The organism is Bradyrhizobium sp. UNPA324 (assembly GCF_006658635.1).
In the GTDB taxonomy this organism is placed as follows: Bacteria; Pseudomonadota; Alphaproteobacteria; order Rhizobiales; family Xanthobacteraceae; genus Bradyrhizobium; species Bradyrhizobium nanningense.
On record NZ_LFJD01000004.1, the window covers coordinates 3,791,727 to 3,816,411 of the forward strand.

Below are 24,685 nucleotides of genomic sequence, written 5' to 3' on the forward strand. Positions count from 1 at the left end.
CTTCCTGATAAACGCGGGAGGCGATGAGGCACACGGACCGTTCTTCAGAAGGCCCGTTTCCCCGTCGCGGAACACCCCGTCCGCCGGTTCAAAACTCGTCCGCGCTGGCAGGTCTCCCGGCTTGCGGAGCAGGGCTTTGCCCTTCGATCCCCGCCTTCCCGATTCCTAAGGGAATCAGTGGCTTCGGGCATCTCTCCGGTTACGGTCGCGGGGGCGGCTGCAGTTTGGACCCAAATCTTGCCGATTCGGACCCTATCGCATTCCCTCTTCGCCTGTCATAGGACAGGAACCAACGCCGGGCCACCATTTGCCGGTGGCCGCCTCTTGTCAAGCCGAAGGACCGGGACCGATGACGCCTGAACCGGATACCCAAACTGCCGAGGAAACCGACGCCCGGCATGCCCAGAAAATGGCGAAGAAGAAGGCCGCCCGCGACAAGATCATGGCGACCAAGAGCGGCGAAAAGGGCCTCATCATCGTCCACACCGGCGCCGGCAAGGGCAAGTCCTCCTCCGCTTTCGGCATGATCGTCCGCTGCGTCGCCCACGGCTTCCCCTGCGCGGTCGTGCAGTTCATCAAGGGCGCCTGGGATACCGGCGAGCGGCGCCTGCTCACCGGCCATTTCGGCGAGCTCTGCCAGTTCCATGCGATGGGCGAAGGCTTCACCTGGGAGACGCAGGACCGCGCCCGCGACATCGCCGCCGCGCGCGCCGGCTGGGAGAAGGCCAAGGAGCTCATCCTCGATCCCAATTTGCGCATGGTCGTGCTGGACGAGATCAACATCGCGCTGCGCTACGACTATCTCGACATCGCCGAGGTGGTCGAGTTCCTGACGACGCAAAAGCCCGAGATGACGCATGTCGTGCTCACCGGCCGCAACGCCAAGGACGAGCTGATCGAGATCGCCGATCTCGTCACCGAGATGACGCTGGTCAAGCACCCCTTCCGCTCCGGCATCAAAGCGCAGGCCGGCGTCGAGTTCTGACCACACCAAGTTCTGAAAAAACCATGGCACGCGCGTTGATGATCCAGGGGGCCGGCTCGGACGTGGGCAAGTCGCTGATCGTCGCCGGCCTTGCGCGCGCCTTCACGCGGCGGGGCCTGCGTGTGCTGCCATTCAAGCCGCAGAACATGTCGAACAACGCGGCGGTCACCGTCGACGGCGGCGAGATCGGCCGCGCGCAGGCGCTGCAGGCGCTGGCCGCCGGCGTCGAGCCGCACACCGACATGAACCCGGTGCTGCTCAAGCCCGAGACCGATGTCGGCGCGCAGGTGGTCGTGCATGGGAAACGCATCGCGACCGCACGCGCGCGCGACTATGCGACGATGAAGCCATCGCTGATGGGTGCGGTGCTGGAGAGTTTCGAGCGGCTGAAAGCGCGCGCCGATCTCGTGCTGGTCGAGGGCGCGGGCAGCCCCGCAGAGGTGAATTTGCGCAAGGCCGACATCGCCAATATGGGTTTTGCCCGCAAGGCCGAAGTGCCCGTCGTGCTGGTCGGCGACATCGACCGCGGCGGCGTCATCGCGCAGCTCGTCGGCATCAAGACGGTGATCGACCCCGACGATGCCGCGATGATCCAGGGCTTCGTCATCAACAAGTTCCGCGGCGATCCCACCCTGTTCGACGACGGCTACAGGCTGATCGAACAGAAAACGTCGTGGCGCGGCTTCGGCGTGCTGCCCTGGTTCGCGCGCGCCGGCGAGCTGCCGGCCGAGGATGCTCTGGGCCTCCGCGACGCGCGCAAGCCCGGCCAGTGCAAGATCGCCTGCCTTGCGCTGTCGCGGATCGCCAATTTTGATGACCTCGATCCGCTCAAGCTCGAGGCGGGCGTGGATCTCGTGATGGTGCGCCCTGGCGAAGCGATCCCGGGCGACGTGTGTCTTGTCATCATCCCGGGCTCAAAATCCACCCGCGGCGACCTCGCCTTCCTGCGCGCGCAGGGCTGGGACATCGACCTGCTTGCACATCACCGTAGGGGCGGCCATGTCCTTGGCCTCTGCGGCGGCTATCAGATGCTCGGGCGCAGCGTCGCCGACCCCGACGGCATCGAGGGTCCCGCAGGCGACACGCCGGGTCTCGGGCTGCTGGATGTCAACACCGTGATGAGCCCGCAAAAGACGCTGACGCGTGTCGCGGCCGTGCACGCCGCCACGGAGCAGCCGATCGAGGCCTACGAGATCCACATCGGCCGTACCGATGGACCGGATCGCGCCCGCCCCTTCGCAAAACTGAACGGCGAGCCGGAAGGCGCGATCTCACGCGACGGCCACGTGCAGGGCAGCTATTTGCACGGCCTCTTCGCCTCCGATGATTTCCGCAAGGCCTACCTCGCCGAGCTCGACATTCCCGCAGGCGACGAGCCCTACATGGCCCGGGTCGAAAGCGCGCTCGACGCCCTCGCAGATCACATCGAAAGCCATCTCGACGTCGAAGGCCTGCTTTCGCTAGCGCGCTAGCGCCTCGGCAAGGCGCGTCCATTCGGCTTCGTTGCCCGGAAGCCCGAGCCGCAGCCACGCCGGATTGTGCGCGAAGACGCGGGACCAGATATAGCCATGTGCCAGCTTCTCCTGCGCAGCGAGTGCGTCCGGCGTCTCGTAGAGGCGGAACAGCGCTGTCCCGCCAACGAGCCGCCATCCCTGCTCGCGCGCCATCTCGTCGAGACGAATGCAGTCGCGCGCAAGGCGCGCGGACGTGGCCTCAGCCCAGGCATCGTCGTGCAACGCGCGACAACCGATCGCGATCGCTGCCCCCGATACGGGCCATGGACCCGAAGCCGCCGCGAGCCTGGCCACATCAGCCGCATTGCCAAGGGCAAAGCCCAGCCGCACGCCGGCAAGGCCATAAAATTTTCCGAACGAGCGCAGAACCAGCAGTCCAGGCCGATCCGCTCCAGGCGCAAGCGACAATTGCGGGACCGCATCGGCAAAGCTCTCGTCGATCACGAGACGGCCGACGCGTGGCAGCAGCGCGAGCAAATCCTTTGGCGCATGATTCCGACCGTCGGGGTTGTTGGGATTGACGACGATGGCGAGGTCGGCGCCGGCCAGCGCGTCGAGCTCGCCAGCCTCCTGCACCTCCCAGCCCGCGGCCGACAGCACACCCGCATACTCGTTATAGGTCGGCGCAAGGATGCGCGCGCTGCCGAGCGGCACGAGTTGCGGCAGCAATTGGATAGCGGCCTGCGCGCCACCAAGCGCGACGATCGGCGCGCTGGTGCGGTAGGCGTGCCGCGCGGCCTGATGCAGCGTATCGATCTCGGCGTGCGACGGCAGCGCGCTCCACGCACGCGCGCTCATACTCCCCACGGGATAAGGCAACCGGTTGATCCCGGTCGACAGGTCGATCCAGTCCTCGGCGCGCCCGCCAAAACGTTGCCCGGCCAGATCGAGATTTCCACCATGCTCGCGCATGCCCCGTTCTTTCACGCGAACGCCAGGATCGCAAGCACGCCGGAAAGCAGCAGCATGGCACGGCGATAGATCGTCAGTCCCTCGCCGATATCCGCGGCAAGCGGATCGCGCGCGCCCTCGTTGAGCCAGGGTTCGTTCGTGATGCTGCCGTGATAGATGCGGGGACCACTGAGCCGCACGCCGAGCCCACCTGCCATCGCGGCTTCCGGCCAGCCCGCATTGGGCGAGCGATGACGGCGCGCATCGCGCGTCATGCACGCCAGCGCTCCGGATCGTCGCGGCGCCAGCAGCACGAACAGGAATCCAGTCAGGCGCGCCGGGACGAAGTTGGCGACATCGTCGACGCGCGCGGCGGCCCAGCCGAAGGCTTCATGCCGTTCGCTGCGATGGCCGATCATGGAGTCCAGCGTGTTGATCGCCTTGTACCCCAAAATGCCGGGCAATCCGAACAGCGCGCCCCAGAACACCGGAGCGACGATGCCGTCGGAAGCGTTTTCCGCGAGGCTCTCGATTGCCGCGCGCGCGATGCCGGCTTCATCGAGCGCCGCGGGATCGCGACCGACGATGTGCGAAACTGCTTCGCGCGAAGCCGCGATGTCGCCGGCCTGCAACGGCTTGGCGACGGCGGCGACGTGATCATGCAGCGAACGCAGCGCGACCAGCGGCCAGGCCAGGGCACCGACCAGCACGATCTGGATCCAACCCGTGGGAAGCAAGGCCTGAATCATCCAGCCAATCACAACGGAGAATGCGACCACCAAAAGTGCTCCGGCGACGCCAGCCGCGCGGCGGAGCGCCGGCGGATCGGGGGCGCGATTCCAGCTACGATCGATGGCGCCGATCAGCCGCCCCAGCCAGGTCACGGGATGGCCGATCCGCGCGAACAGCCACGACGGCCAGCCTGAGAGGGCATCCACCGCCATCGCCACCACCATCGCGCCCGCAAAGCCCAAGCCTGCCTCCTGTCCCGCCCCTGTTGCGCAAAGCGAGGGCCAAGCGCAAGCCCCTCCCCGCCTGATTTCGGCTTTGTCTTTGGCCGCGATTGGTGGTTAGTCAGGCCCTCCAGGAGAGTTTTATGGCCGTCATCTTGATCACCGGCGGAGCGCGATCGGGCAAGAGCAGGCGTGCGGAAATGCGCACGCGCGCTTTTCCGGGCCAGCCCGTCTATGTCGCAACGGCCGAGGCACTCGACACTGAGATGGAGGCACGCATTGCCAAGCATCGCGCGCGGCGCGGAGCCGACTGGATCGAGCGCGAGGTGCCGCTAGATCTCGTGGGGGCGCTGGTCGCGACCGATGGCGGCGGCGCAAGACTGGTGGATTGCCTGACGCTGTGGCTTTCCAATTTGATGCATGCGACGCGCGATTGGGAACGCGAGGTGACCGAACTCGCCGCCGCCCTGCCCCGTTTCAAGAGCCCCGTCGTCCTGGTCACCAACGAAGTCGGCCTCGGCATCGTGCCGGACAATGCGCTGGCGCGCCTCTATCGCGACGCCGCCGGAACCATGAATCAAACGATCGCCGACGTTGCTGACGAGGTCGAGTTCGTCGTCGCCGGCCTTCCGATGAAATTGAAATGATGCCGCGCGCCGAGCTTCTCAAAGACATCGTCGCCGATCTCAGGATGGCGGCGTCGTTCGTGACGATCCTTCCGGCGGCATCGTCGAAGCCGGCGGCTGACGGCGCCGTCGCGCGGGCGACCTGGGCGCTGCCCGTCGCAGGACTGCTGGTCGGCCTCGCCGGCGCCTTCGTCTACAAGGCCGCGATCCGCTGCGGACTGACACCGAACCTCGCCGCCCTGCTTGCGCTGGGGACTACCGCCCTCATCACCGGCGCATTGCATGAGGACGGGCTTGCCGACACCGCCGACGGACTCGGCGGCGGCCGCACGCGCGAGCGCAAGCTGGAGATCATGCGCGACAGCCGGATCGGCACCTACGGCGTCTGTGCGCTGATCCTGTCGTTCGGCCTGCGCTGGAGCGCGCTCGCAACGATCGCCAGTCCCTTCGCCGTCACGCTGGCGCTGTGCGCCGCGCACGCGGCCGCCCGTGCAGGCGTGCCGGCCTTCATGTCACTGGTCCCGCCGGCACGACCGGACGGGTTGTCGGCGAGCGCCGGATCGCCGCCGGGCCGCAGCGTCGCTATCGCATTCGCGGTTGGAACGCTCGCGCTCGCCCTGGCGTTGGGGCCGGGCAAGGCGCTGGTCGGCCTGATCCTGCTGTCGTTTGCTGGATTGATGCTGGCACGGCTTGCGATCCGCCAGATCGGCGGGCAGACCGGCGACATCCTCGGCGCGTTCGAGCAGATCGGCGAAATTCTGGTCCTGCTGGTCGCCGCAGCCTTTCAGATCGGACGTTGAGCCGATGGTCGAGTTCGACGACACCTTCCGCCGGCAATTGCACGAGCTGTTCGTGTGGCGCCGCGACGTGCGCCGCTTTCGCAGCGATCCGCTACCGGAGGGGGCCATCGATCGGTTGATCGAGACCGCCTGCCTTTCGCCCTCGGTCGGCCTCAGCCAGCCCTGGCGCTTCGTCATCGTCGACGATGCCGTGCGCCGCCGCGCCGTGATCGACGATTTCAGGGCGTGCAACGCCGATGCGCTGAGCTGCTATTCCGGCGAGCGCGCAGCGCGCTACGCCACGCTGAAATTGTCGGGCCTCGAACAGGCGCCCGGCCATCTCGCCGTGTTCGCCGACAAGACCAGCGACATCGGCCACGGTCTCGGCCGCGCGACCATGCCGGAGACCACGGAATATTCCGTGGTTGCCGCGATCACCGCGATGTGGCTCGCCGCACGCGCGGAAGACATCGGTCTCGGCTGGGTGTCGATCCTCAATCCGGATCGCGTGCACGCCATTCTCGACGTACCCGAGACCTGGAAGTTCATCGCCTATCTCTGCATCGGCTATCCGGAAGGCGAATGCGACCGGCCCGAGCTCGAGCAGGCGAAATGGGAGCATCGGCGCCGGGCGGATGAGTTCACGCTGCGGCGTTAGCTGGGAGAGTGGCTGCCAAACGCCGCGAATGAACATTCACACGTGCATTTTTTGATCAATTGTGGACGCTGGCCGATCGCGCTAAGCATCCGAGCCGGGGCAAGCCATCATGCAAAGCATTCCATGACCGAACGGCCTTCCGCTCTCGCGGTCGATCGCCGCGACTTCATTCGTCTTGCAGGAGCGACCGCCGCGGGATGGATCGCGCTCGGCGCAACGTCGGATCGCATGCGGATCGTCGCATCGTTGACCGCATTGCCGCTCGACGACGAGCTGACGAGGCGGAGCATGATCGACAGCGCGACCTCTCGCCTCGGCGGCCTCGTCGTCGGCTTGAGGCAGCGCGGCTGGGTCGAGGGCGTCAACTTCCGCCTCGAGCTGCGTTCAAGCTTCGGCGCACCGGACAGGCTGAAGGCGGCCATTCAGGAACTGCTCGAGCTCAAGCCGGATGTGATCCTGACGGGATCGACCATCGAAACCGCAGCGGTCCTTGCCGCCACCAAGACCATTCCGATCGTCTTTGCGACCGCCAACGATCCCGTCGGCAATGGCTTCGTCGAAAGCCTTGCCCATCCCGGCGGCAACGTGACCGGCTTCACCAACAGCACCGCCGAGATGGGCGGCAAATGGCTGCAACTGATCCGGGAGGCCGTGCCCGACCTTACCCGCATCGGTGTCCTGTTCAATCCGGCGACCACACCTCGGGCGGGGCGCTTCTTCCTCGACTCGATCGAGCAACAGGCGGCCGAGTCCGGAGTGTCCGTCCTCCCCGCCCCCGTCCATGTGCCGGCGGACATCGACGACGCCGTCAGGCGCTTCTCCGAACCGCCCAAGGCGGCGATGATCGCGCTGGTCGACAGCTTCCTCGTCGTCAACCGGCAAACGGTCGTCGCTGCGGCGGCCAAGTATCGCGTGCCCACGATCTATCCGTTCCATTACTTCATGGATGCCGGCGGGTTGATGAGCTACGGGCCGACGTTGGAGGTGCGCTCGGCCGATTACGTCGATCTCATCCTGCGCGGCACCAAGGCCGGTGATCTTCCGGTGCAATCGCCGCGGAAATACGAGCTCCTGATCAACCGTACGGTCGCTCGCTTGCTGGGATTGACCATCCCGTTCACGCTGCTCGCGCGCGCCGACGAGATCCGCGAGTGAACGAGACAGTCGACCAGGGACCTCTGCGGACGCCTCCCGGGCGGCTGTTCCGCAAATATCTCTACTCGATCCTCGCCCTCGCCTTTGCCGCGCTCGCCATCAACACCGGCTTCGACGTCTGGTTCTCCTATCGCGAGCAGAAGCAGCTTCTGGCGGCAACCCAGCGCGAGCAGGCAGCGTCCGCGGCGATCCAGATCGGCCAGTTCGTCGGCCAGATCGAGAGCCAGATCAGATGGCTGTCGCGCCTGCCGCCGGAATTGTCGACCAACGAAGACCAGCGCCTGAACGCCATCCGTCTCCTGCGTCTTTCGCCGCCCATCGCGGAAATCGCCGAGCTCGACTCGCAAGGACTCGAGCAGGTGCGCGTGTCCCGCCGTGTGGCGGATAAGATCGGCAGCAAGGCCGACCTGTCCGCCTCGCCCGCCTTTCGCGGTGCCAACGAAAGCCGCGCCTATTACGGGCCGGTCTACTTCTTCGCCGACACCGAGCCATTCATGACGCTCGCCACGCGCGGCACCGGCCGCAATCCGAATGTGATCGTCGCCGAGGTCAATCTGCGTTTCATCTGGGACCTCGTCACCGGGATCAGGGTCGGCAACACCGGCAAGGCCTACGTGGTCGATCGCATGGGCGTCTTGATCGCGCATCCGGATTTGTGGCGGGCACTGCAGCGCAGCGATCTCTCGGGCCATGCGGACGTGCGCGCCGCGCTCGATGGCGTGGGGCCGCCCTCGGGCGGATTGGTCAAGGCGGATCTGACCGGCCAGCGCGTGCTGTCGACCTATGCGACGGTCCCCTCGCTCGGCTGGCTGGTGTTCGTCGAGCTGCCGCTCAGCGAAGCCTATGCGCCGATCTACGCATCGATCGGCCGTTCGGCCTTCCTCCTCGTCGTCCTCTTGGTCGGTGCGGTGCTGGTCTCGCTCTTTCTCAGCCGGCGCATGACGGGGCCGATCCAGCTCCTGACCCAGGGCGCGCGGCGGATCGGGAGCGGCGATCTCGGCCTGCGGCTCGCGATCAAGACCGGCGACGAGTTGGAAGCGCTCGGCGACCAATTCAACCGGATGGCGGCGCACCTGCGCGACTCCTACGCGACGCTCGAACGCAAGGTGATCGAGCGCACCTCCGAGCTGGAGAAGGCGCGCGATCACGCCCTTGCCGAGCACGATGCCGCCGAGCGCGCGCGCAGCGCGGCGGTGGCGGCCAACGAGACCAAATCGCGCTTCCTCGCCGTCGTCAGCCACGAGCTGCGCACCCCGCTGAACGGAGTCATGGGCGTGCTGCAGCTGCTCGATGACGGCAATCTCGGCGAGGCGCAGCGGCGCCACCTCGCGACCGCAGCCGCGTCGGGCGAAACGCTGATCGCGCTGGTTGACGCCGTCCTGGAATATGCCCGCCTTGAGGCCAGCACCGAAACGCTGGAAACACGCGACTTCCGCCTCGACCAGCTGATCGGGACAACCGCCGATCTGATGCGTCCGCAGGCCTTCGCCAAGGGGCTGACTTTCGACCTCGCCTGCGATGCGACGGTCAATACCTCGGTGCACGGCGACCCCGTCAGGCTCAATCGCATCCTGCTCAACCTCATCGGCAACGCCATCAAGTTCACGCCATCAGGCGGGATCGCCGTGAACGCGGCCGCTGAGCGGCACGACGATCATGTCCTGCTGCGCATCACCGTTCGCGACACCGGCATCGGCATCGCCCCCGACATGCACGAGCGGATCTTCGAGGATTTCGTGCAGGCGGACGACAGCATCGCGCGGCGGTTCGGCGGCACCGGCCTCGGCCTTGCGATCGCGCGGCGCCTCACGCGGCTGATGCGCGGCGAGTTGACGGTTGCGAGCACGCCGGGCGCGGGCAGCACGTTTGTCTTGGAGGTGCCGCTGAGCCTGGCCGCGAGCGGCGTCGCGCAAGGCAAGCTTCCGCCGCCGTCGCGGCCGCTTCGCGTGCTCTTGGTCGACGACGATCCCGTCAATTGCGAAGTCGGAGAGGCGATCCTGAACCGGCTCGGCCATCATCCCACGATCGCCAGGAACGGTGCATCGGCCGTCGAGCTCGCCCGCAATCATTCATTCGACGCCATCCTGATGGATCTGCACATGCCCGACATGGACGGTGTGGAGGCCGCGTCGCGAATCGGCAAGCTCGGCCTGCCAAGCACGCCGCGCATCATCGCCGTGACGGCCGACGTGTCGTCCAGCGCGCGCGAGCGGCTCGCGGACGCAGGCATCGCCAGGATCGTCAGCAAGCCGATCCTGATCAACGCGCTGCGCGAGGCGATCGAGGACGATCCGGAAGTCGAGCCAGCAGCAGCGCAGCTCGCCGCGGGCGCGTTGATTGATCGCCCTTTCCTCGACGACCAGAAAGAACTCCTTGGGCCGACGCAGATCGCAAAGCTCCATCATCTGCTCCAGGAGACCGGCGACAGGCTGATCTCGGACATCGGCAAGGCGGCGGAGCTCGGCGACCACAAGCGGCTCGCCCGATCGGCGCACCAGCTCGGCAGCGCGGCTAGCGCGCTTGGCCTCGTCCGGCTGTTCGAGCGCTGCCGCGAAGTCGAGCTGGCAGCGAGCTCAATGTCCCCGCCCGAGCGCCAGGACGCTGCACGCGAGCTCGCCACGCTTCAGAAGGCCTCGATGAGCGCGTTGGACGAATTGCTCCGGCCAGCCGAACATCGTACGGTCGCTGACTGAAGTACAAGATGATCGGAGACGCCGGTGCGCGCAAAATGCCTCGCCATTCTTCTCATGCTGTTCGCTCCTGCCGCGCGCGCCGAGGTCGAACAATTCCCTTCCGGCTTTAGAACCAGAACCGTCGCGGCCAATGGCACACAGATTCATGTTCGCGTCGGCGGCCAAGGTCCGGCCGTGATCCTGATCCATGGCTTCGGCGATACCGGCGACATGTGGGTCAAGCTCGGCGCTGACCTCGCGCGCGATCACACCGTGGTCGTGCCCGATCTCCGCGGCATGGGCCTGTCAGGCAAGCCCGATAATGGCTACGACAAGTGGACTCAGGCGGCCGACATGCGTGCCGTTTTGCAGTCACTCGGCATCGAAAAGGCCGCCGTCGTCGGACACGACATCGGAACCATGGTGGCCTATGCCTACGCGGCCCGGTATCGCGACCTGACCGAGAAGCTGGTCGTCATGGATGCGCCGGTGCCCGGGGTGCCGCCATGGGACGAGGTCGTTCGCAGTCCGCAGCTTTGGCATTTTGATCTCGGGGGGCCCGACATGGAACGGCTGGTCAAGGGCCGCGAGCGCATCTACCTCGACCGCTTCTGGAATGACTTCGCGGGCACGCCATCAAAGGTCACGGAAGCGACACGCCGCCATTATGCAGAGCTCTATGCGCGGCCGGGCGCGATGCACGCGGCATTCGCCCAGTTCAGGTCGATCCGCACCGACGCCGAGGACAACAAGAAGGCGATCGCGACCAAGCTGACCATGCCCGTGCTCGCCGTCGGCGGGGAGAAATCCTTTGGCGCGACGGAGGCGGTCGTGATGCGCAATGCCGCGACTGATGTCACCGAGGTCGTCATCCCGGGTGCCGGGCACTGGCTGATGGAGGAGGATCCGGCGGCGACGATCAAGGCGGTGCGCCAGTTTCTCGACGACAAGAAATAGGACGGCGAGCCGGGCTGAAATGTCTCGGCCCGGCTTTTCCCTTGGCGCGCCGGCGACACCTGTGGCGCGTCAGCCTGCCTCCTCCTCCCGCCCAAACCGCTCCACCAAAAAATCGATGAACAGCCGCACCTTCACCGACAAATGCCGCGTCGGCGGATAGACCGCATAAAGCGCGAGCGGCGGCGCAGAATAGTCTTGCAGCACTGCGCGCAGCTCGCGCTTCCTTAAAGCATCAGCCGCGATGAACTCCGGCAGCAGCGCCAGCCCCCTGCCCTTGATCGCGACGTCGCGCAGCACCTCGGCATTGTTGACGCACAGCGACCAGGCCGGCTGGATCCAGTGATCGCCGTCGGTGCCGGTGAGCTTCCACTGGTTGCCGGTGAGCAGGAAGCCGTAGGTCAGCGACACATGCTCGCGCAGATCCTGCGGATGTTTTGGCGTGCCGTGACGCGCGAGATAATCGGACGAAGCGCAGATGATGCGCGATACCGGCATGATTTTTCGCGCGATCAGGCTCGACGATTCCAATTCCGCGATCCGCAAGGTCACGTCAAAACCGTCCTGGACGGGATCGAGCAGATCGTCGCTGAGCACGATCTGGAGCTGGAGCTCCGGATAGCGCGTCATGAAATCGGCCAGCACCGGCCCGAGCCGTAGGGTGCCGAACGACATCGGCGCGTTGACGCGGAGCAGGCCGCGCGGCGCCGACTGGGCTTGCGTCACCGCCTGATCGGCCGCCTCGACCTCCGAGAGGATGACGACCGCGCGCTCGAAATAACGCTGGCCATTCTCGGTCGGGCTCGCGTGCCGCGTGGTCCGGTTCAAAAGCTGCACGCCAAGGCTCTCCTCGAGGTCGGCGATGTATTTGCTGATCGCCGAGCGCGACAGCCGCAGCTGCCGGCCGGCTTCCGCAAAGCTGCCGCTCTCGACCACTTTCACGAACGCCCGGAGGCTGCCGAGCTTATCCAAGGTCCGCTTCCGCCGATTGTTTCCAAATCGTAGACATAGCCGTCATATTTGCATGGATTGTCTCCAATCCAAAGCTGAACAATATTTCCGTCCAGAGCAAGACCGCTCCCCGAAGTTTGGAGGACGACAATGTCAGGACTGCACCACGTCACCGCGATTGCCGGCGATCCCATCCGCAATTTCGGCTTCTACACCCGCGATCTCGGCCTGCGCTTCGTCAAGAAGACGGTCAATTTCGACGATCCCGGCACCTATCATTTCTACTATGGCGACGAGACCGGTCGGCCCGGCACCATCCTGACCTTCTTCCCCTGGGCTGGCGTGTCGCCCGGACGCCGCGGCGTCGGCGAGACCCATCAGACCGCCTTCCGCGTGCCGCAGCGCTCGCTCAGTTATTGGACCCAGCGCTTCACCGAGAAGGGCATTGCCTATGAGGCGCTCGAGAAGCGCTTTGGCGAATCCGTGCTGCCGTTCACCGATCCTGACGGCATGGCGCTTGCGCTGGTCGGCATCCCCGGCGCCGAGGGCGAGCCCGGCTGGAGCAATGGCGACGTGCCTGCCGAGCATGCGATCCGCGGCTTCCACGGCGTAACCTTGCTGCTCGACAGCGCGGCGAAGACGGCCGCCGTCCTCACCGACGTGTTCGGTTTCAAGGAGACGGGGCGCGAAGGCTCCGTGATCCGCTTCAAGGCGCCGGGCGATGTGGAGGGCAGCGTCGTCGACATCTACGAGGCCAAGGGTTTTCTGCGCGGCCATCAGGGCGGCGGCTCGGTGCACCACATCGCCTTCCGCGCGGCCGATGACGCCGAGCAGGCCAAGATGGCCGAGAGGCTCATCAGCAATCACGGCCTGCATCCGACCGAGCAGAGGGACCGCAACTACTTCCGCTCGATCTACTTCCGCGAACCCGGCGGCGTGCTGTTCGAGATCGCGACCGACATTCCCGGCTTTGCCGTCGACGAGCCCGTCGCGACGCTGGGTCGCGAGCTGAAGCTGCCGAGATTCCTCGAAGCGCAGCGCGAGCAGATCGTGGGCGTGTTGCCGAACCTGGAAGAGAGCGTGTCATGACCGAGAGTTCATTCATCCATCGTTTTGAGCCCGCGACGAGCGCGGGCTCCCCTCCGCTGCTGCTGCTGCACGGCACCGGCGGCGACGAGAACGACCTGCTCGGGCTCGGCAAGATGATCTCGCCCGGCTCCGCCCTGCTCTCGCCGCGCGGCCGCGTGCTCGAGCACGGCATGCCGCGTTTCTTCCGCCGGCTGGCCGAAGGCGTGTTCGACGAAGCCGATCTGCGTCGCCGCGCGCATGAGCTCGGCGACTTCGTGAGCGAGGCGCGGCAGCGCTACGGCATCGCCGCACCTGTCGCGGTCGGCTTCTCCAACGGCGCCAACATCGCAGCCGCGCTGTTGCTGCTGGAGCCGGAGGTGCTTGCGGGCGCGATCCTGCTGCGCGCGATGGTGCCGCTGTCGGATCCGCCAACGGCCGATCTTGCAACCAAGCCGGTCCTGCTGTTGTCCGGGCAAGGCGATCCGATCGTGCCGGCCGGCAATTCGGCCCGGCTTGCGACCCTGCTCTCGCAAGCAGGCGCGAGCGTGACCCACAGGGTCCTGCCGGCGGGCCATCAATTGTCGCAAGCCGACGTGACGCTCGCCCGCGACTGGATCGGCAATGTCGAGGCGAAAGCCGCATGAGTGGAGCGGCGCATCATTTCCGAACGATGCGCCGCCGCCTTGCCTCAGTTACGGACCAAGAACTAAGCTACTGGACCTCGGCAATCTTCGGTCCAGATGACAGCATCTGCGCGTTGGCCGCCAAGGGCCGCTTCGGCGACGATGCCGGGTCCGGCAAGCGGAAAGCGGCGTCGGACGGCGCTCCCTGCGATGGTCGACGGGCGGCATTTGCCGGAAGCACGATCACCTTCGCTCCGACTTTCACCCGTTCATAAAGGTCCGTGACGTCGTCATTCGTCAGCCGGATACAGCCAGACGAAACCCGCTTCCCGATCGTATCGGGGTTATTTGTACCGTGAATTCGATATTCGGTCTCGCCGAGATACATCGCCCGGGCGCCAAGCGGGTTGCCGGGACCACCTGCCATGAACCGCGGCAGATAAGGCTGACGTCCAATCATCTCCGCGGGCGGATGCCAATCCGGCCATTCTGCTTTGCGGGCCACAGTCTGCTCACCGGACCATGCGAAACCTTCGCGGCCGACACCGATGCCGTAGCGCATCGCCTGCGTGTCGTTCAGGACGAAATAGAGGAATGTGTTCTTGGTATCGATGATCACGGTGCCCGGCGCCTGGCGGCTGGCATAATCAACCACTTGTCGGACAAGAGCGCCGGGGCCCTCAGCGGCTTTCGGTGGTTCAACCAGAGGCGCCGGGGCCGGAACTGGAGCCGGAGGCGGCGCCGATGCATGAACCGGAGGTGCCACATAAACCGGACTTGACGATGCCTGGGCTTGAGGTGCGGACGGCTTCCGCGCGGGTGGCACGCTCGCCGGGCCAGACAGCAACCCGTACCCCAACGCGGCAACGGCCACGGCGCCGAGTGCAACTCTCGCGGCCATCGGCATGGCGAGCGTCTCCGCCTTCCTACGTTTGGCCCGCTTACTCATATCTTACCCCAGGTCACCATGCCCGAAGAGGTAACCCGGCAAAATTTAAGAAACTTCGAAGCGATTTCGTTCAGATTGAAACCGTTAGCGATGGTTAACGCCGAATTCCTTTTCGGCAGCGTAGAAATGATGAATATCGCCTGATATTTCGGCTGCGACGGGACGACGCGCTTCTCATCGCGGAGCGAGTCTGAATCGCCCGGCGGGGCGGACACGTTCAGCTCTTTCGGCCCCCGGTCAGAAGCGGACGTCCAAGCGGGGAATTGGTCGTGCTGCTGAGCGGCGAAGGTGTCTCGCCCCGCTGCTGGCGGGGCGAGGTCGTTGCGCCCAAAGCAACTCGCTCAGATCAGGAAGTCGGTCGAATGCAGGTTCGCCGCCTGGACGCCGTCGAGCGTGATGGTATCGCTCGCCGACAGATGGATCACGGCGTCGCCGGCGGCATTGTCGCTGATCAGGCTCGACAGCGCCGCCCAGTCCGCAAACCCGTAGTCGTGCACGTTGATCAGATCGTGCTCCGTCACGGTGCTGCCGACCGCCTTGTTGCCTTGATCGAAGTCGGTGATGAGGTCGTTGCCGGAGCCGGTATTGAAGACGAAGATGTCGCTGTTCCCCCCGCCCGCGAGCTGGTCATCGCCAGCGCCGCCATTGAGGATATCCCTGCCGCCGGCGATCGAGCCCGGCGTCGCGGGGTCATAGACCTTCGCGTCGCCATACAGGAAGTCACCGGTTGTCCCGCCGGTGAGAACGTCGTTACCACCCTGGGCATTGCCGGACATGGTCGGAGCATCGCCGTAGAGCGTTGGGTGCGTAAGCTGGAGGGTATCGGGGCTATCGGCCTTCAGCGTGAGAATGTCATCGCCCCCTTGGGCATTGTCGGTCAGTGAGGTCGCCGAATCTCCGTACCCAGCTCCGAAAGTGTAGACGATATCGGTGCCGAACGTGAAGGTTATGTTGTCGTTGCCGCCACGTGCATCGCCGCTGATGGAGCCGATGGCGTCGCCGCTGGCCTGCGCTAAGCCCTCCATGGTATTCAGACTGACATCGAGCGTGTCATTGCCGCCCTGCGCCGTGCCGCTCATGGAACCACCGGCATCTCCGGCGTACACATTATCGTAGCTCCGCCAGCCCACCGCGCCGGTGATGACGTCGCTGCCGCCGTGTGAATCGCCCGACATGTCGCCAGCGACGTCGCCGAAAGCATGGGCGTTGGTGTACAGCGAATCGTCCTCGACGCTGATCGTGTCGTTGCCGCCGCTGGCGTCGTCGGTCATGGCCTGGGCATCGCCGACCACGAGGGCCGCATTCCAGCCGTAGTTGAAGTTGACCGTGAGCGTGTCGTTGCCCCCGTGGGACTGGCCGTGCAAGGTCGTATTGTCCTCGCCGAAGATCGTGACCTCTGCTTCGGGCTGGCTGATGGTTGCCGTCACGGTGTCGTTGCCGCCCCAGGCGTCCGCGGTGGTCGGGAAGTTCGGATCGCCGTAGATGGTTTCGATTTGACCAAACTGGTCGAGCAGGACGTCGATGGTGTCGTTCGGCAGATGCTGCATGGCGGAACTCCCATTTCATTGTCGGAAGCGGGCCTGACGCCTGCAGAATGCTTTTTTGCAAGACGCGTTGTTGACCACGCTTCACCGGGAGCGAATCTACCTTTGGTCGATGGCAGAGATTTGCAGGAATTCGGGAGAGAGTTTGATTGTGCGTATGGAACTCCGCTACGATCCCCTTACACGGCGATGACCGACGCGATGATGATAGATTGCCGGTGTTTTGCCCGACGCATCAACGCCCCGGCGCACCGCCTCGACCATTGAGCGACGCAACGCGCAAGTCCTTGAAATGACTACGCCCGGCTACTGTGCATGGGGTTGTTTTTCAGGTTTTTGTTTTGGACCTGACAAACGATTGGCCTCTCCCTGATGAGGGAGAGGCCAACATTGAACCGATGCGCTCGAATTGATCGATCGTTCCTATTCCCAGGCCCACGCCGAGAAATCGTTCTCGAACTGCGGGACTTCCTTCCAGACGCCCTTCAGCTTCTTGTTGATGACAGTGGGCCATTGCGGCTGGAACAGGTAGGCGGAGACGGCGTCGGTGGCCAGCATGCGCTGGGCGTCACCGAGAAGCTTGGCGCGAGCGGCTTCCTCCGGCGTCGACACGATCTCCTTGTAGAGCGCGTTGAACTTCTCGTTGTTGTAGCCGAGATAGTAGTCCGGCTCGGTGACCTTGACGAGGTCGAACGGCTCGACGTGGCTGACGATGGTGAGGTCGAAATTGTGCGGGCCATTGGGCGCGAACACCTGCGACAACCACTGCGCCCATTCGACATTCTCGATCTTGGCGACGATGCCGACCTTGGCGAGCTGGGCCGCGACGATCTCGCCGCCCTGCCGCGCATAGGGCGGCGGCGGCAGCTTCAGCGACAGCTCGATCGGCGTGGTGACGCCGGCTTCAGTGAGCAGCTTCTTGGCCTTCTCGGGATCGTAGGGATTGATGCCGGTCGTGTCGACATAGCCGAGCGATCCAGGCGTGTAGAAGCTGCCGATCGGGGTGCCGAACCCTTCGACCGCGCCGTCGATCAATGCCTTGCGGTCGATCGCAGCGAGGATGGCACGGCGGACGCGGACATCATCGAGCGGCTTCTTGCGATGATTGATCGCGACGATGGTCTTGGCCCTGGATCCGCCGATCAGCACCGTGAAGCGTGGGTCGGACTTGAACTGAGCAACGACGCGAGTCGCGATGCGCGGAAATGCATCCACGTCGCCCGACAGCAGCGCCGCAGCCTGCGCGGCCGGATCGGAGATGAAGCGGATCGTGACCTTCGAGAGCTTGATCGCCGAGGCGTTGCGGTAGCCGGCCCATTTGGTCAGCGTGATCGAGGACCCCTTGGCCCAGGCCCCTAACTGATAGGGTCCAGTCCCAACCGGCTGCGTGACGTTGGTCGCCGCGCTCTTCGGCTCGACGATCGAGCCGCTCGCCTGCCCCAGCAGGAACGGCAGGTTCGGCTCGGAATATTTCACCGTGATCGCGACGGTGTCGGCGTCGGGCGCGTCGACCTTCTCGAACGCCTGGAACAGGCTCTTGTCCTTGTTGGTGCTGGTCGGCGCCGCGTTGCGCTCGAACGAGAACTTCACCGCCGCGGAATCGAACGGCTCGCCATTGTGGAATTTGACGCCCTTGCGCAGCTTGAACGTATAGGTCTTCAGATCAGGCGAAGCGGCCCAGCTCTCCGCCAGCAGCGGCGAGACCGAGCCGTCCTCGTTGATCTTGGTCAGAGTCTCATAGATGTTGTAGAGCGTGACCTCGGCGATCGCGGCGGCGGCGGCATTGGTGGGATCGAGCCCCGGCGGCTCCAGCGTCATCGCCATGACGACACTGTCCTTCTTGCTCTGCGCCAGCATGGGCAAAGGTGCCGCGACGAGCGCGGCGGCAAAGGCGACGATCGATAACTTCCTCAACATGCGCAACTCCCCGGCCCTGTTCTGTTCTTAAGCCTACGCCAATCCGGCTCCGAACACTAACCTTCCATGGCGGCCTGCGGCAACGCCATCACGGCCTCCGCCCTGTGGCAGGCGGCAAGGTGCCCCTCGCCGACCTTGCGTAACTCAGGCAGGGCCTCGCGGCAATGCTGCTCGGCGAGCGGACAGCGCGCGACATAGGGGCATCCGACCGCCGCCGCCGATTGCGAGGCGATCGCCTGGCCCCCACGCCGCCGGCGACCGCCGCCGGCACGCGCCCGCGGCACGGCCTCCAGCAGCGCCCGCGTATAGGGATGGGCGCAATGCTCGAACAGATCTTCGGGGCGGCCCTGCTCGACGATGCGGCCGAGATACATCACCGCGACCTCGTCGCAGAGATAGTCGACGACTGCGAGGTCATGGCTGATCAGGATGTAGCTGAGGCCGAACTGCTCCTGGAGATCCTGCATCAGGTTCAGCACCTGGGCCTGCACGGAGACGTCGAGCGCGGAGACCGGCTCGTCGGCGACGATCAGCTTGGGCTGGGTGATCAGCGCGCGGGCAATGGCGATGCGCTGGCGCTGGCCGCCGGAGAATTCGTGCGGATATTTGTCCATGTCCGCATCGCGCAAGCCCACCTGGCGCAGCACTGCGGCGACGCGGTCGCGGAACGTCGTGCGATCGGCCCCCTCCAGCACGGTGAGCGGCTCGGCGACGATGCGCGCGATGGTCTGGCGCGGATCGAGCGAGCCGTAGGGATCCTGGAACACCATCTGGAAATCGCGCCGGGCGCGGCGCAATTCATCCGCGGGGATGCGGTTGAGATCGCGCCCAAGCAGCGCGACCTGCCCCGACGTCGGCCGCTCCAGCGCCATCACCAGCCGCGCGAAGGTCGACTTGCCCGAACCGGATTCGCCGACGACGCCGAGGCTCTTGCCCGCGGCAACCTGCACGCTCACGCCATTGAGCGCACGCACCTGCCCCGGCGGACGAAACAGGCTTTCCCGCGGCAGGGCGTAGCGCTGCTCGAGATCCTTCACGTCCAGAAGCGGTGCGACGGTCATGCGGTCAGCGCTCCGACGCGTTCTGCCATCGAGACATCGGTTCTGATGCAGCGCACGCCATGGCGAGGTCCGACCTCCACCATCGGCGGCACCCCGGCGCGGCACGCATCGATCACCAGCGGACATCGCTCGGAGAAGGTGCAGCCCGAAGGCAGATCAGCCAGCTCCGGCACGGTGCCCGATATCGTCTTCAGCCGCGTCCCCTTGCGCGCGCCAAGCTTCGGCCGGGCGCGGAACAGGCCCTGCGTGTAGGGATGGCCCATGCGGCGGAAGACTTCCTCGGTCGGCCCGCTCTCGACGACGGCGCCGCCGTACATCACCATCATGCGCCGCACATTCTCGGCGATGACGCCGAGATCGTGCGAGATCAGGATCATCGACATGCCGCGCTCCTCGACGAGATCGGCAATGAGGTCGAGGATCTGGCCCTGGATGGTGACGTCGAGCGCGGTGGTCGGCTCGTCCGCGATCAGGAGGTCCGGCTCGCAGGCGAGCGCCATCGCGATGGTGATGCGCTGGCGCTGGCCGCCGGAGAACTGGTGCGGATAGGCGTCGACCCGCCTCGCCGGATCGGGCAGTCCGACGCGGTCGAGCAAGGCGATGGCTTCCTTGCGCGCCTGTGCCGCCGATTGCTTCTTGTGACGCCGTAGCGGCTCGGCAACCTGATGCCCGATCGTGTGCATCGGATTGAGCGCGGTCATCGGCTCCTGGAAGATCATGCTGATGCGGTTGCCGCGCAGCCGGCAATAATCCGCATCCCGCAATCCTGCGAGCTCGTTGCCGTCCAGCTTGATGCTGCCGGAGACCATTGCGCTATCGGGTAGTAGCCCCATCAGGGACATCGCGGTGACCGACTTGCCGCAACCGGACTCCCCGACGAGCCCAAGCGTCTCGCCGCGCTTGAGCGAGAAACTGACGCCGCGCACGGCCTGCGCCGGCCCGCGACTGGTGTTGAGTCGGACGCCGAGATTCTCAACCTCGATCAGCGGCATGTCGGAGCGCTCAGCCATCGTCATCGCTCCCGCGCCAATCTTGGATCGAGCAGGTCGCGCAATCCGTCGCCGAGCAGATTGAGGCCGAGCACCGCGATTGCGATCGCCGCGCCCGGATAGACCGCGAGCATCGGCGATTGGAACAGCAGCGTCTGCGCATCGTTCAACATCCGCCCCCAGGACGGTTGCGGCGGCTGCGTGCCGAGGCCGAGATAGGACAGCGCCGCTTCGGCAAGTATGGCGAGCGCAAACTGGATAGTGACCTGCACGATCAGAATCGACAGGATGTTCGGCAGCACGTGCTCAATGGTGATGCGGAATTTCCCTTTCCCCGCGGCGCGCGCGGCCAGCACGAATTCGCGCGCCCAGATCGCGTTGGCCGAGCCGCGCGTCAGCCGGGTCAGCGTCGGGATCTGGAAGATGCCAATCGCGACGATCGAGGTCACCATGCCCGGCCCCACCACCGCGGCGAGCATGATCGCGGAGAGCACGGCCGGAAACGCGAAGGTGAAGTCGGAGAAGCGCATGATGATCTCCTCGGTCCAGCCGCGCCGTGCCGAGGCGATCAGGCCGAGCGTGACGCCGAAGGTGAGACCGATGCTGACGGCGATGATTCCGACCATGATGGTGGAGCGGGCGCCGGCGAGCAGCAGCGAGACGATGTCGCGGCCGAAGGAATCGGTGCCGAGCCAATGCGCCGCCGACGGCGGCCGCAGCTTCGAGGCGATGTCGATGTCGTAGGGCGACCATGGCGTCCACACCAGCGACAGCAGCGCGGAGAGGAGCACCAGCAGGCTCAGCGCGCCGCCGAGCACGAAGCTGCGATGGCGTAGCGCGCGCCGCCAGAACGTCCGCGCCGGCAGCGGGCGCGGTGCGAGCGGCGCATCGATGATCAGGGGCTCGCTCACAGGTCGTGGACCTTGATGCGGGGATCGATGAAGGCGTAGAGCACGTCGACCACGAAATTGACGATGACGACCATGGTCGCGAGCAGCATCACGCAATTGCGCACCACGATCAGGTCGCGATTGGCGATCGACTGGAAGATCAGGCGGCCGAGGCCCGGCAAATAGAACACGTTCTCGATCACGATGGTGCCGGCCAGCAGATTGGCGAATTGCAGCCCCATCACCGTCATCACGGGGATCATGGCGTTGCGCAGCACGTGGCTCCACAGCACCTCGCGCTTGCCGAGTCCTTTGGCGCGTGCTGTGCGGACGAAATCTTCGCGCAGCACTTCCAGCACGGCCGAACGCGTGACGCGCGCGAGGATCGCGGCCTGCACGACCGCGAGCGAAATTGCCGGCAGCAGCAGCGACTTCACGCCGAGCCAGATGCCGTCCTCCCAGCCGGCAAAGCCGCCCGCCGAGAGCCATTGCAGCCGCACCGAGAACAGGAGAACCAGCAGGATCGCAAACCAGAAATTCGGCAGCGCGATGCCGATTTGCGTCAGCGACATCACGCCGACGTCGCCGAGCTTGTTGTGATTGGCGGCGGTGTAGATGCCGGCGGAAAGCGCCAGCGTCACTGTGATCGCCATGGCCATGATCGCGAGTGGAACGGTCAGCAGCAGCCGCTCCGCGATCAGGCTGGCGACCGGCGTGCCGTAGACATAGGAGTTACCGAGATCGCCGACGAGGAGGCCCTTGATCCACTGCAGATAGCGAACCGCCAGCGGCTGGTCGAGCCCGAGCTTGACTGTGAGCGCGCGCACCGCATCCGGCGAGGCATCCGCACCCATCAGCATCTGCGCGGCATTGCCGGGAAGCGCATCGAGGACGAGGAAGATGATCAGCGATGCGCCGACCAGCGTCGCCAGCAGGGTCAACAGACGTCGGAGGACAAATACGCTCATGCGCGCTCGGGCTCAAAGCTCACTTGCGGCACGATCAACATGTCCGGGCGCCGGAGGCAAGCCCTTTGCTGAGAAGCCCTTTGCGCCAAGCCCATCCCCTCAAGCCGGCCAGCGGGACAGAAGATCGCTGGACGCCTCGAACAATGCGCTCACGCGCAGCAGTCCCGCATCAGCGCGGAAGCGGCCGACAAGCTGCAGTCCGATCGGCAAGCCGTCACGGCCGAAGCCGGAGGGCAGGCTGACAGCGGGATGGCCGGTCATGTTGAACGGCATGGTCCAGGGGAACCAGTGCGGCCGGACGCTGTCGAAATGCCGGCCATCGATCTCGATGGTGCCGAACAGGTCCTGGCCGATCGGCAGTGCGGTCCGCGTGAGGGTCGGCATCGCCAGCAGGTGCCCGCGCGCCAGCAGCGATTGCACATGGCGGAACAGCGCGGTGCGCGCGAACATCGCCTCCTGGTAGTCAACGCCGCTGACCTCGGTGGCGAGTGCGAGCTGCTTGAGGAAGGCCTCGCTCAGCACGTCCTTGTGCTCGGCGGCGAGCTTGGCAAAGCGCGTGCGCCAGACCGTGTGGTTGATGGCGCGCCAGATCGGCTCGATGTCGAAACCCTCGCCCGAGAATTCCTCGAGCTCGGCGCCAAGTCCCGCCAGCCGGTCGAGGCTCGCCCTGAAATTGGCGGCGACTTCGACCGATACCGGCCGGCCCGGCGGCGTCAGGCAGTACAGGATCCTCTGCCCGCGCAGGTCGCCACGCGGGGCGGCGGTGCCGATGAAGTCCGGCACGGGCACGCCGATCGACCAGGGATCGCAAGCATCCTCCCCTGCCATCGCCTGCATCATCAGCGCGGTGTCGGCGACGGTGCGGGTGGTCGGCGTGACGTAGGTCTGGTTGCCGAAGACGTCCAGCGCCTGGCTGTGCGGGATGATTCCGTTGCTCTGCTTCAAACCCACCACGCCATTGCAGGCGGCGGGAATCCGCGTCGAGCCGCCGCCGTCTGTCGCAATCGCAAGCGGCGCGATGCCGCTGGCAATTGCAACCGCCGCGCCGCCGCTGGAGCCGCCGGAGGAGCGGCACCCGTCCCACGCATTGCGGGTACGACCGAACAGCGGAGAATCCGTCAGGCACTTGCTGCCGAATTCCGGCGTCGTGGTCTTGCCGATCAGGATCGCACCTTCGCTGCGCAGCCGCGCCACCGCCACGGCATCCTCGCTCGGCACATTGTCCTTGTAGGGAACGGCGCCGAAGGTGGTCTTGACGCCTTTGGTGTTGACGATGTCCTTGACGGTGACCGGGATGCCGTGCAGCAGGCCAAGCGGCTCACCGGCCATCACCTTGCGCTCGGCCGCGCGGGCCTGCGCCATCGCCTCGTCGCCACAGAGCGTGATGAAACAGTTCAACTCGGGCTGGAGCGCCTCGGCGCGCGCGAGCACGGCACGGACGATCTCGACCGGCGAAATCTTCTTTGCGGCAATGAGGCCGCGCAGTTCGGTTGCGGACAGGAGACAGGGATCGCCGTTCATCGCCACATCACGCTCCGAAGCGGGCCGCCGTTGGCCCGAAGACATTGACAGCGAGGATGACAGTTTTGTTAACTCGCCGTCCAATACGATTTTGGTGGCCAACCCATACGTTTTCGGTATGTCAATGGATCTTCGCCGGCTCCGCTATTTCGTCGCCGTCGCCGAAACGCGCAGCCTCGGCAAGGCCGCCGAGCGGCTGCGGATGGCGCAGCCTCCGCTGTCCGTCCAGATCCGCAAGCTCGAGGCCGAAATCGGCGCGCCGCTGTTCCGCCGCGGCACCCGTGGCATGGACCTGACCGAGGCAGGCCAGGCGCTGCTGACGCGCGCGAGCGAGGCGCTGGCGCTGGCGGCCGACGGCGCCGAAGCCGCGCGCGCGGTCGCCGCCGGCAAGCGCGGGCGGCTCTCGGTCGGCTACATGTTCGTGCTGGCGAATGCGATGCTGCCGCGGCTCATCCCCGAGCTACGGCGCTCGGTTCCCGGCGTCGACCTCGAGTTCGCCGAGCTCAGCGCATCGACGCGCGAGGCCCGGCTGCTCGATCGCAGCGTCACGGTCGCGCTGTGCATGCCGGCCATCAACCATCCCGAGATCCAGGTGGCTCGGATCGGTGCCCAGCCCTTCATGCTGGCAATGCCGATCCGCTCGCCGCTCGCGCGGCTCGGCACCGTGCCGATGGCGCGGTTGCAGGGCCGCCCGCTGATCGCGTTGCCGCCGCCGGAGCAAGATCCCGCCTCCTCCGCGGTCTCGGCCCTGCTGCGCCGGCATCAGATCGTGATGCCGATTGCGAGCCGGGTGGAGACCGTGCATTCGGCGATGAGCCTGGTTCTCGCCGGCGAAGGTTTTGCGATCGTGCCGGCCTGCGCCAAGCTCGGCGCGCCACGTGGCATCGTGTTCAGGCCGCTGCGCGATGCAGCCGATTCCATCGACATCGCGGTGTGCTGGCGACGGGATTCCCAGAGCCCGCTGATCCGCACCTTCCTCAAATGCGCCGAGAAGGCCGTCGCGCGGATGTGAGGCGG

Annotated in this window: 23 protein-coding genes and 1 riboswitch; of the genes, 11 read left to right on the forward strand and 12 right to left on the reverse strand. The window is 65.8% G+C overall.

Going from position 1 to position 24,685, the window contains the following annotated elements:
- Positions 1-89: 89 nt before the first annotated feature.
- Positions 90-309: riboswitch (cobalamin riboswitch) on the reverse strand.
- A gap of 40 nt (positions 310-349) precedes the next feature.
- Positions 350-985 (forward strand): cob(I)yrinic acid a,c-diamide adenosyltransferase, encoded by a 636-nt coding sequence (gene cobO, locus UNPA324_RS18380; protein ID WP_128922604.1) that lies wholly within the window; start codon positions 350-352, stop codon positions 983-985.
- 23 nt (positions 986-1,008) lie between these two features.
- Positions 1,009-2,457 (forward strand): cobyric acid synthase, encoded by a 1,449-nt coding sequence (locus UNPA324_RS18385; RefSeq protein WP_141935285.1) that lies wholly within the window; start codon positions 1,009-1,011, stop codon positions 2,455-2,457.
- Here the strand turns inward: UNPA324_RS18385 and cobD are convergent.
- The gene (gene cobD, locus UNPA324_RS18390; RefSeq protein WP_181769433.1) at positions 2,446-3,411 is read right to left on the reverse strand and encodes a threonine-phosphate decarboxylase CobD; all 966 of its coding nucleotides are present in this window, start codon (positions 3,409-3,411) and stop codon (positions 2,446-2,448) included. The genes UNPA324_RS18385 and cobD overlap by 12 nt on opposite strands.
- Positions 3,412-3,422: 11 nt before the next feature.
- A complete protein-coding gene (gene cbiB, locus UNPA324_RS18395; protein ID WP_181769434.1) occupies positions 3,423-4,364 on the reverse strand; it encodes an adenosylcobinamide-phosphate synthase CbiB in 942 nt (313 codons plus the stop codon).
- A gap of 122 nt (positions 4,365-4,486) precedes the next feature.
- Here cbiB and cobU point away from each other — a divergent pair, with 122 nt between their 5' ends.
- The 6 genes from cobU to UNPA324_RS18425 all read left to right on the forward strand — a co-directional run bounded on the left by cobU (position 4,487) and on the right by UNPA324_RS18425 (position 11,190).
- The gene (gene cobU / locus UNPA324_RS18400; protein WP_164936647.1) at positions 4,487-4,990 is read left to right on the forward strand and encodes a bifunctional adenosylcobinamide kinase/adenosylcobinamide-phosphate guanylyltransferase; all 504 of its coding nucleotides are present in this window, start codon (positions 4,487-4,489) and stop codon (positions 4,988-4,990) included.
- Entirely contained in the window at positions 4,987-5,769 is a 783-nt protein-coding gene (gene cobS, locus UNPA324_RS18405; RefSeq protein WP_141935287.1) for an adenosylcobinamide-GDP ribazoletransferase, read from the forward strand. Before cobU ends, cobS begins: the two co-directional genes overlap by 4 nt.
- Before the next feature lie 4 nt (positions 5,770-5,773).
- Positions 5,774-6,406, forward strand: coding sequence for a 5,6-dimethylbenzimidazole synthase (bluB, locus tag UNPA324_RS18410; protein ID WP_128922609.1), 633 nt, complete (start codon positions 5,774-5,776; stop codon positions 6,404-6,406).
- Positions 6,407-6,529: 123 nt separating this feature from the next.
- Entirely contained in the window at positions 6,530-7,561 is a 1,032-nt protein-coding gene (locus UNPA324_RS18415) for an ABC transporter substrate-binding protein (protein ID WP_141935288.1), read from the forward strand.
- Positions 7,558-10,254 (forward strand): hybrid sensor histidine kinase/response regulator, encoded by a 2,697-nt coding sequence (locus UNPA324_RS18420; RefSeq protein ID WP_141935289.1) that lies wholly within the window; start codon positions 7,558-7,560, stop codon positions 10,252-10,254. The genes UNPA324_RS18415 and UNPA324_RS18420 overlap by 4 nt, the downstream gene beginning before the upstream one ends.
- 54 nt (positions 10,255-10,308) lie before the next feature.
- A complete protein-coding gene (locus UNPA324_RS18425) occupies positions 10,309-11,190 on the forward strand; it encodes an alpha/beta fold hydrolase (protein WP_141938913.1) in 882 nt (293 codons plus the stop codon).
- A gap of 69 nt (positions 11,191-11,259) precedes the next feature.
- Here UNPA324_RS18425 and UNPA324_RS18430 read toward each other — a convergent pair whose 3' ends face one another.
- Positions 11,260-12,159, reverse strand: coding sequence for a LysR family transcriptional regulator (locus UNPA324_RS18430; RefSeq protein ID WP_181769435.1), 900 nt, complete (start codon positions 12,157-12,159; stop codon positions 11,260-11,262).
- A gap of 129 nt (positions 12,160-12,288) precedes the next feature.
- Here UNPA324_RS18430 and UNPA324_RS18435 point away from each other — a divergent pair, with 129 nt between their 5' ends.
- Both UNPA324_RS18435 and UNPA324_RS18440 read left to right on the forward strand, forming a co-directional pair.
- The gene (locus UNPA324_RS18435; RefSeq protein ID WP_128922612.1) at positions 12,289-13,227 is read left to right on the forward strand and encodes a ring-cleaving dioxygenase; all 939 of its coding nucleotides are present in this window, start codon (positions 12,289-12,291) and stop codon (positions 13,225-13,227) included.
- Positions 13,224-13,850, forward strand: coding sequence for an alpha/beta hydrolase (locus tag UNPA324_RS18440; RefSeq protein ID WP_141935290.1), 627 nt, complete (start codon positions 13,224-13,226; stop codon positions 13,848-13,850). Before UNPA324_RS18435 ends, UNPA324_RS18440 begins: the two co-directional genes overlap by 4 nt.
- A gap of 67 nt (positions 13,851-13,917) precedes the next feature.
- Here UNPA324_RS18440 and UNPA324_RS18445 read toward each other — a convergent pair whose 3' ends face one another.
- The 9 genes from UNPA324_RS18445 to UNPA324_RS18485 form a co-directional block, all read right to left on the reverse strand.
- Positions 13,918-14,778, reverse strand: a complete 861-nt coding sequence (locus UNPA324_RS18445) for a L,D-transpeptidase (protein ID WP_128922614.1) — start codon at positions 14,776-14,778, stop codon at positions 13,918-13,920.
- On the reverse strand, positions 14,775-14,993 hold the full coding sequence (locus tag UNPA324_RS18450; RefSeq protein WP_141935291.1) for a hypothetical protein: 219 nt from the start codon (positions 14,991-14,993) through the stop codon (positions 14,775-14,777). Before UNPA324_RS18450 ends, UNPA324_RS18445 begins: the two co-directional genes overlap by 4 nt.
- A 126-nt stretch (positions 14,994-15,119) precedes the next feature.
- A complete protein-coding gene (locus UNPA324_RS18455) occupies positions 15,120-16,325 on the reverse strand; it encodes a calcium-binding protein (RefSeq protein ID WP_141935292.1) in 1,206 nt (401 codons plus the stop codon).
- 420 nt (positions 16,326-16,745) lie between these two features.
- Positions 16,746-18,239 carry an ABC transporter substrate-binding protein gene (locus UNPA324_RS18460; RefSeq protein WP_141935293.1) on the reverse strand — a complete coding sequence of 498 codons (1,494 nt, stop codon included), beginning with the start codon at positions 18,237-18,239 and terminating at the stop codon, positions 16,746-16,748.
- A gap of 56 nt (positions 18,240-18,295) precedes the next feature.
- A complete protein-coding gene (locus UNPA324_RS18465; RefSeq protein WP_141935294.1) occupies positions 18,296-19,300 on the reverse strand; it encodes an ABC transporter ATP-binding protein in 1,005 nt (334 codons plus the stop codon).
- Positions 19,297-20,310 carry an ABC transporter ATP-binding protein gene (locus UNPA324_RS18470; protein WP_181769436.1) on the reverse strand — a complete coding sequence of 338 codons (1,014 nt, stop codon included), beginning with the start codon at positions 20,308-20,310 and terminating at the stop codon, positions 19,297-19,299. The genes UNPA324_RS18465 and UNPA324_RS18470 overlap by 4 nt, the downstream gene beginning before the upstream one ends.
- A 2-nt stretch (positions 20,311-20,312) precedes the next feature.
- Entirely contained in the window at positions 20,313-21,200 is an 888-nt protein-coding gene (locus UNPA324_RS18475) for an ABC transporter permease (RefSeq protein ID WP_141935296.1), read from the reverse strand.
- On the reverse strand, positions 21,197-22,147 hold the full coding sequence (locus UNPA324_RS18480) for an ABC transporter permease (RefSeq protein WP_128922621.1): 951 nt from the start codon (positions 22,145-22,147) through the stop codon (positions 21,197-21,199). The genes UNPA324_RS18475 and UNPA324_RS18480 overlap by 4 nt, the downstream gene beginning before the upstream one ends.
- A gap of 99 nt (positions 22,148-22,246) precedes the next feature.
- Complete coding sequence (locus UNPA324_RS18485; protein WP_181769437.1) at positions 22,247-23,668, reverse strand: amidase; 1,422 nt, start codon at positions 23,666-23,668, stop codon at positions 22,247-22,249.
- 124 nt (positions 23,669-23,792) lie between these two features.
- Between UNPA324_RS18485 and UNPA324_RS18490 the strand changes: the two genes are divergently transcribed.
- Positions 23,793-24,680: a LysR family transcriptional regulator gene (locus UNPA324_RS18490; RefSeq protein ID WP_141938917.1), complete on the forward strand. Its 888-nt coding sequence runs from the start codon at positions 23,793-23,795 to the stop codon at positions 24,678-24,680.
- The last annotated feature ends 5 nt before the right edge of the window (positions 24,681-24,685 follow it).

Coding starts and splice junctions, on each gene's coding strand:
- cobO (WP_128922604.1), top strand. CDS start 350: ATGACGCCTGAACCGGATACCCAAACTGCCGAGGAAACCGACGCCCGG.
- UNPA324_RS18385 (WP_141935285.1), top strand. CDS start 1,009: ATGGCACGCGCGTTGATGATCCAGGGGGCCGGCTCGGACGTGGGCAAG.
- cobD (WP_181769433.1), bottom strand. CDS start 3,411: ATGCGCGAGCATGGTGGAAATCTCGATCTGGCCGGGCAACGTTTTGGC.
- cobU (WP_164936647.1), top strand. CDS start 4,487: ATGGCCGTCATCTTGATCACCGGCGGAGCGCGATCGGGCAAGAGCAGG.
- cobS (WP_141935287.1), top strand. CDS start 4,987: ATGATGCCGCGCGCCGAGCTTCTCAAAGACATCGTCGCCGATCTCAGG.
- bluB (WP_128922609.1), top strand. CDS start 5,774: ATGGTCGAGTTCGACGACACCTTCCGCCGGCAATTGCACGAGCTGTTC.
- UNPA324_RS18415 (WP_141935288.1), top strand. CDS start 6,530: ATGACCGAACGGCCTTCCGCTCTCGCGGTCGATCGCCGCGACTTCATT.
- UNPA324_RS18425 (WP_141938913.1), top strand. CDS start 10,309: ATGCTGTTCGCTCCTGCCGCGCGCGCCGAGGTCGAACAATTCCCTTCC.
- UNPA324_RS18435 (WP_128922612.1), top strand. CDS start 12,289: ATGTCAGGACTGCACCACGTCACCGCGATTGCCGGCGATCCCATCCGC.
- UNPA324_RS18440 (WP_141935290.1), top strand. CDS start 13,224: ATGACCGAGAGTTCATTCATCCATCGTTTTGAGCCCGCGACGAGCGCG.
- UNPA324_RS18445 (WP_128922614.1), bottom strand. CDS start 14,778: ATGAGTAAGCGGGCCAAACGTAGGAAGGCGGAGACGCTCGCCATGCCG.
- UNPA324_RS18455 (WP_141935292.1), bottom strand. CDS start 16,325: ATGCAGCATCTGCCGAACGACACCATCGACGTCCTGCTCGACCAGTTT.
- UNPA324_RS18460 (WP_141935293.1), bottom strand. CDS start 18,239: ATGTTGAGGAAGTTATCGATCGTCGCCTTTGCCGCCGCGCTCGTCGCG.
- UNPA324_RS18465 (WP_141935294.1), bottom strand. CDS start 19,300: ATGACCGTCGCACCGCTTCTGGACGTGAAGGATCTCGAGCAGCGCTAC.
- UNPA324_RS18470 (WP_181769436.1), bottom strand. CDS start 20,310: ATGGCTGAGCGCTCCGACATGCCGCTGATCGAGGTTGAGAATCTCGGC.
- UNPA324_RS18480 (WP_128922621.1), bottom strand. CDS start 22,147: ATGAGCGTATTTGTCCTCCGACGTCTGTTGACCCTGCTGGCGACGCTG.
- UNPA324_RS18485 (WP_181769437.1), bottom strand. CDS start 23,668: ATGAACGGCGATCCCTGTCTCCTGTCCGCAACCGAACTGCGCGGCCTC.
- UNPA324_RS18490 (WP_141938917.1), top strand. CDS start 23,793: ATGGATCTTCGCCGGCTCCGCTATTTCGTCGCCGTCGCCGAAACGCGC.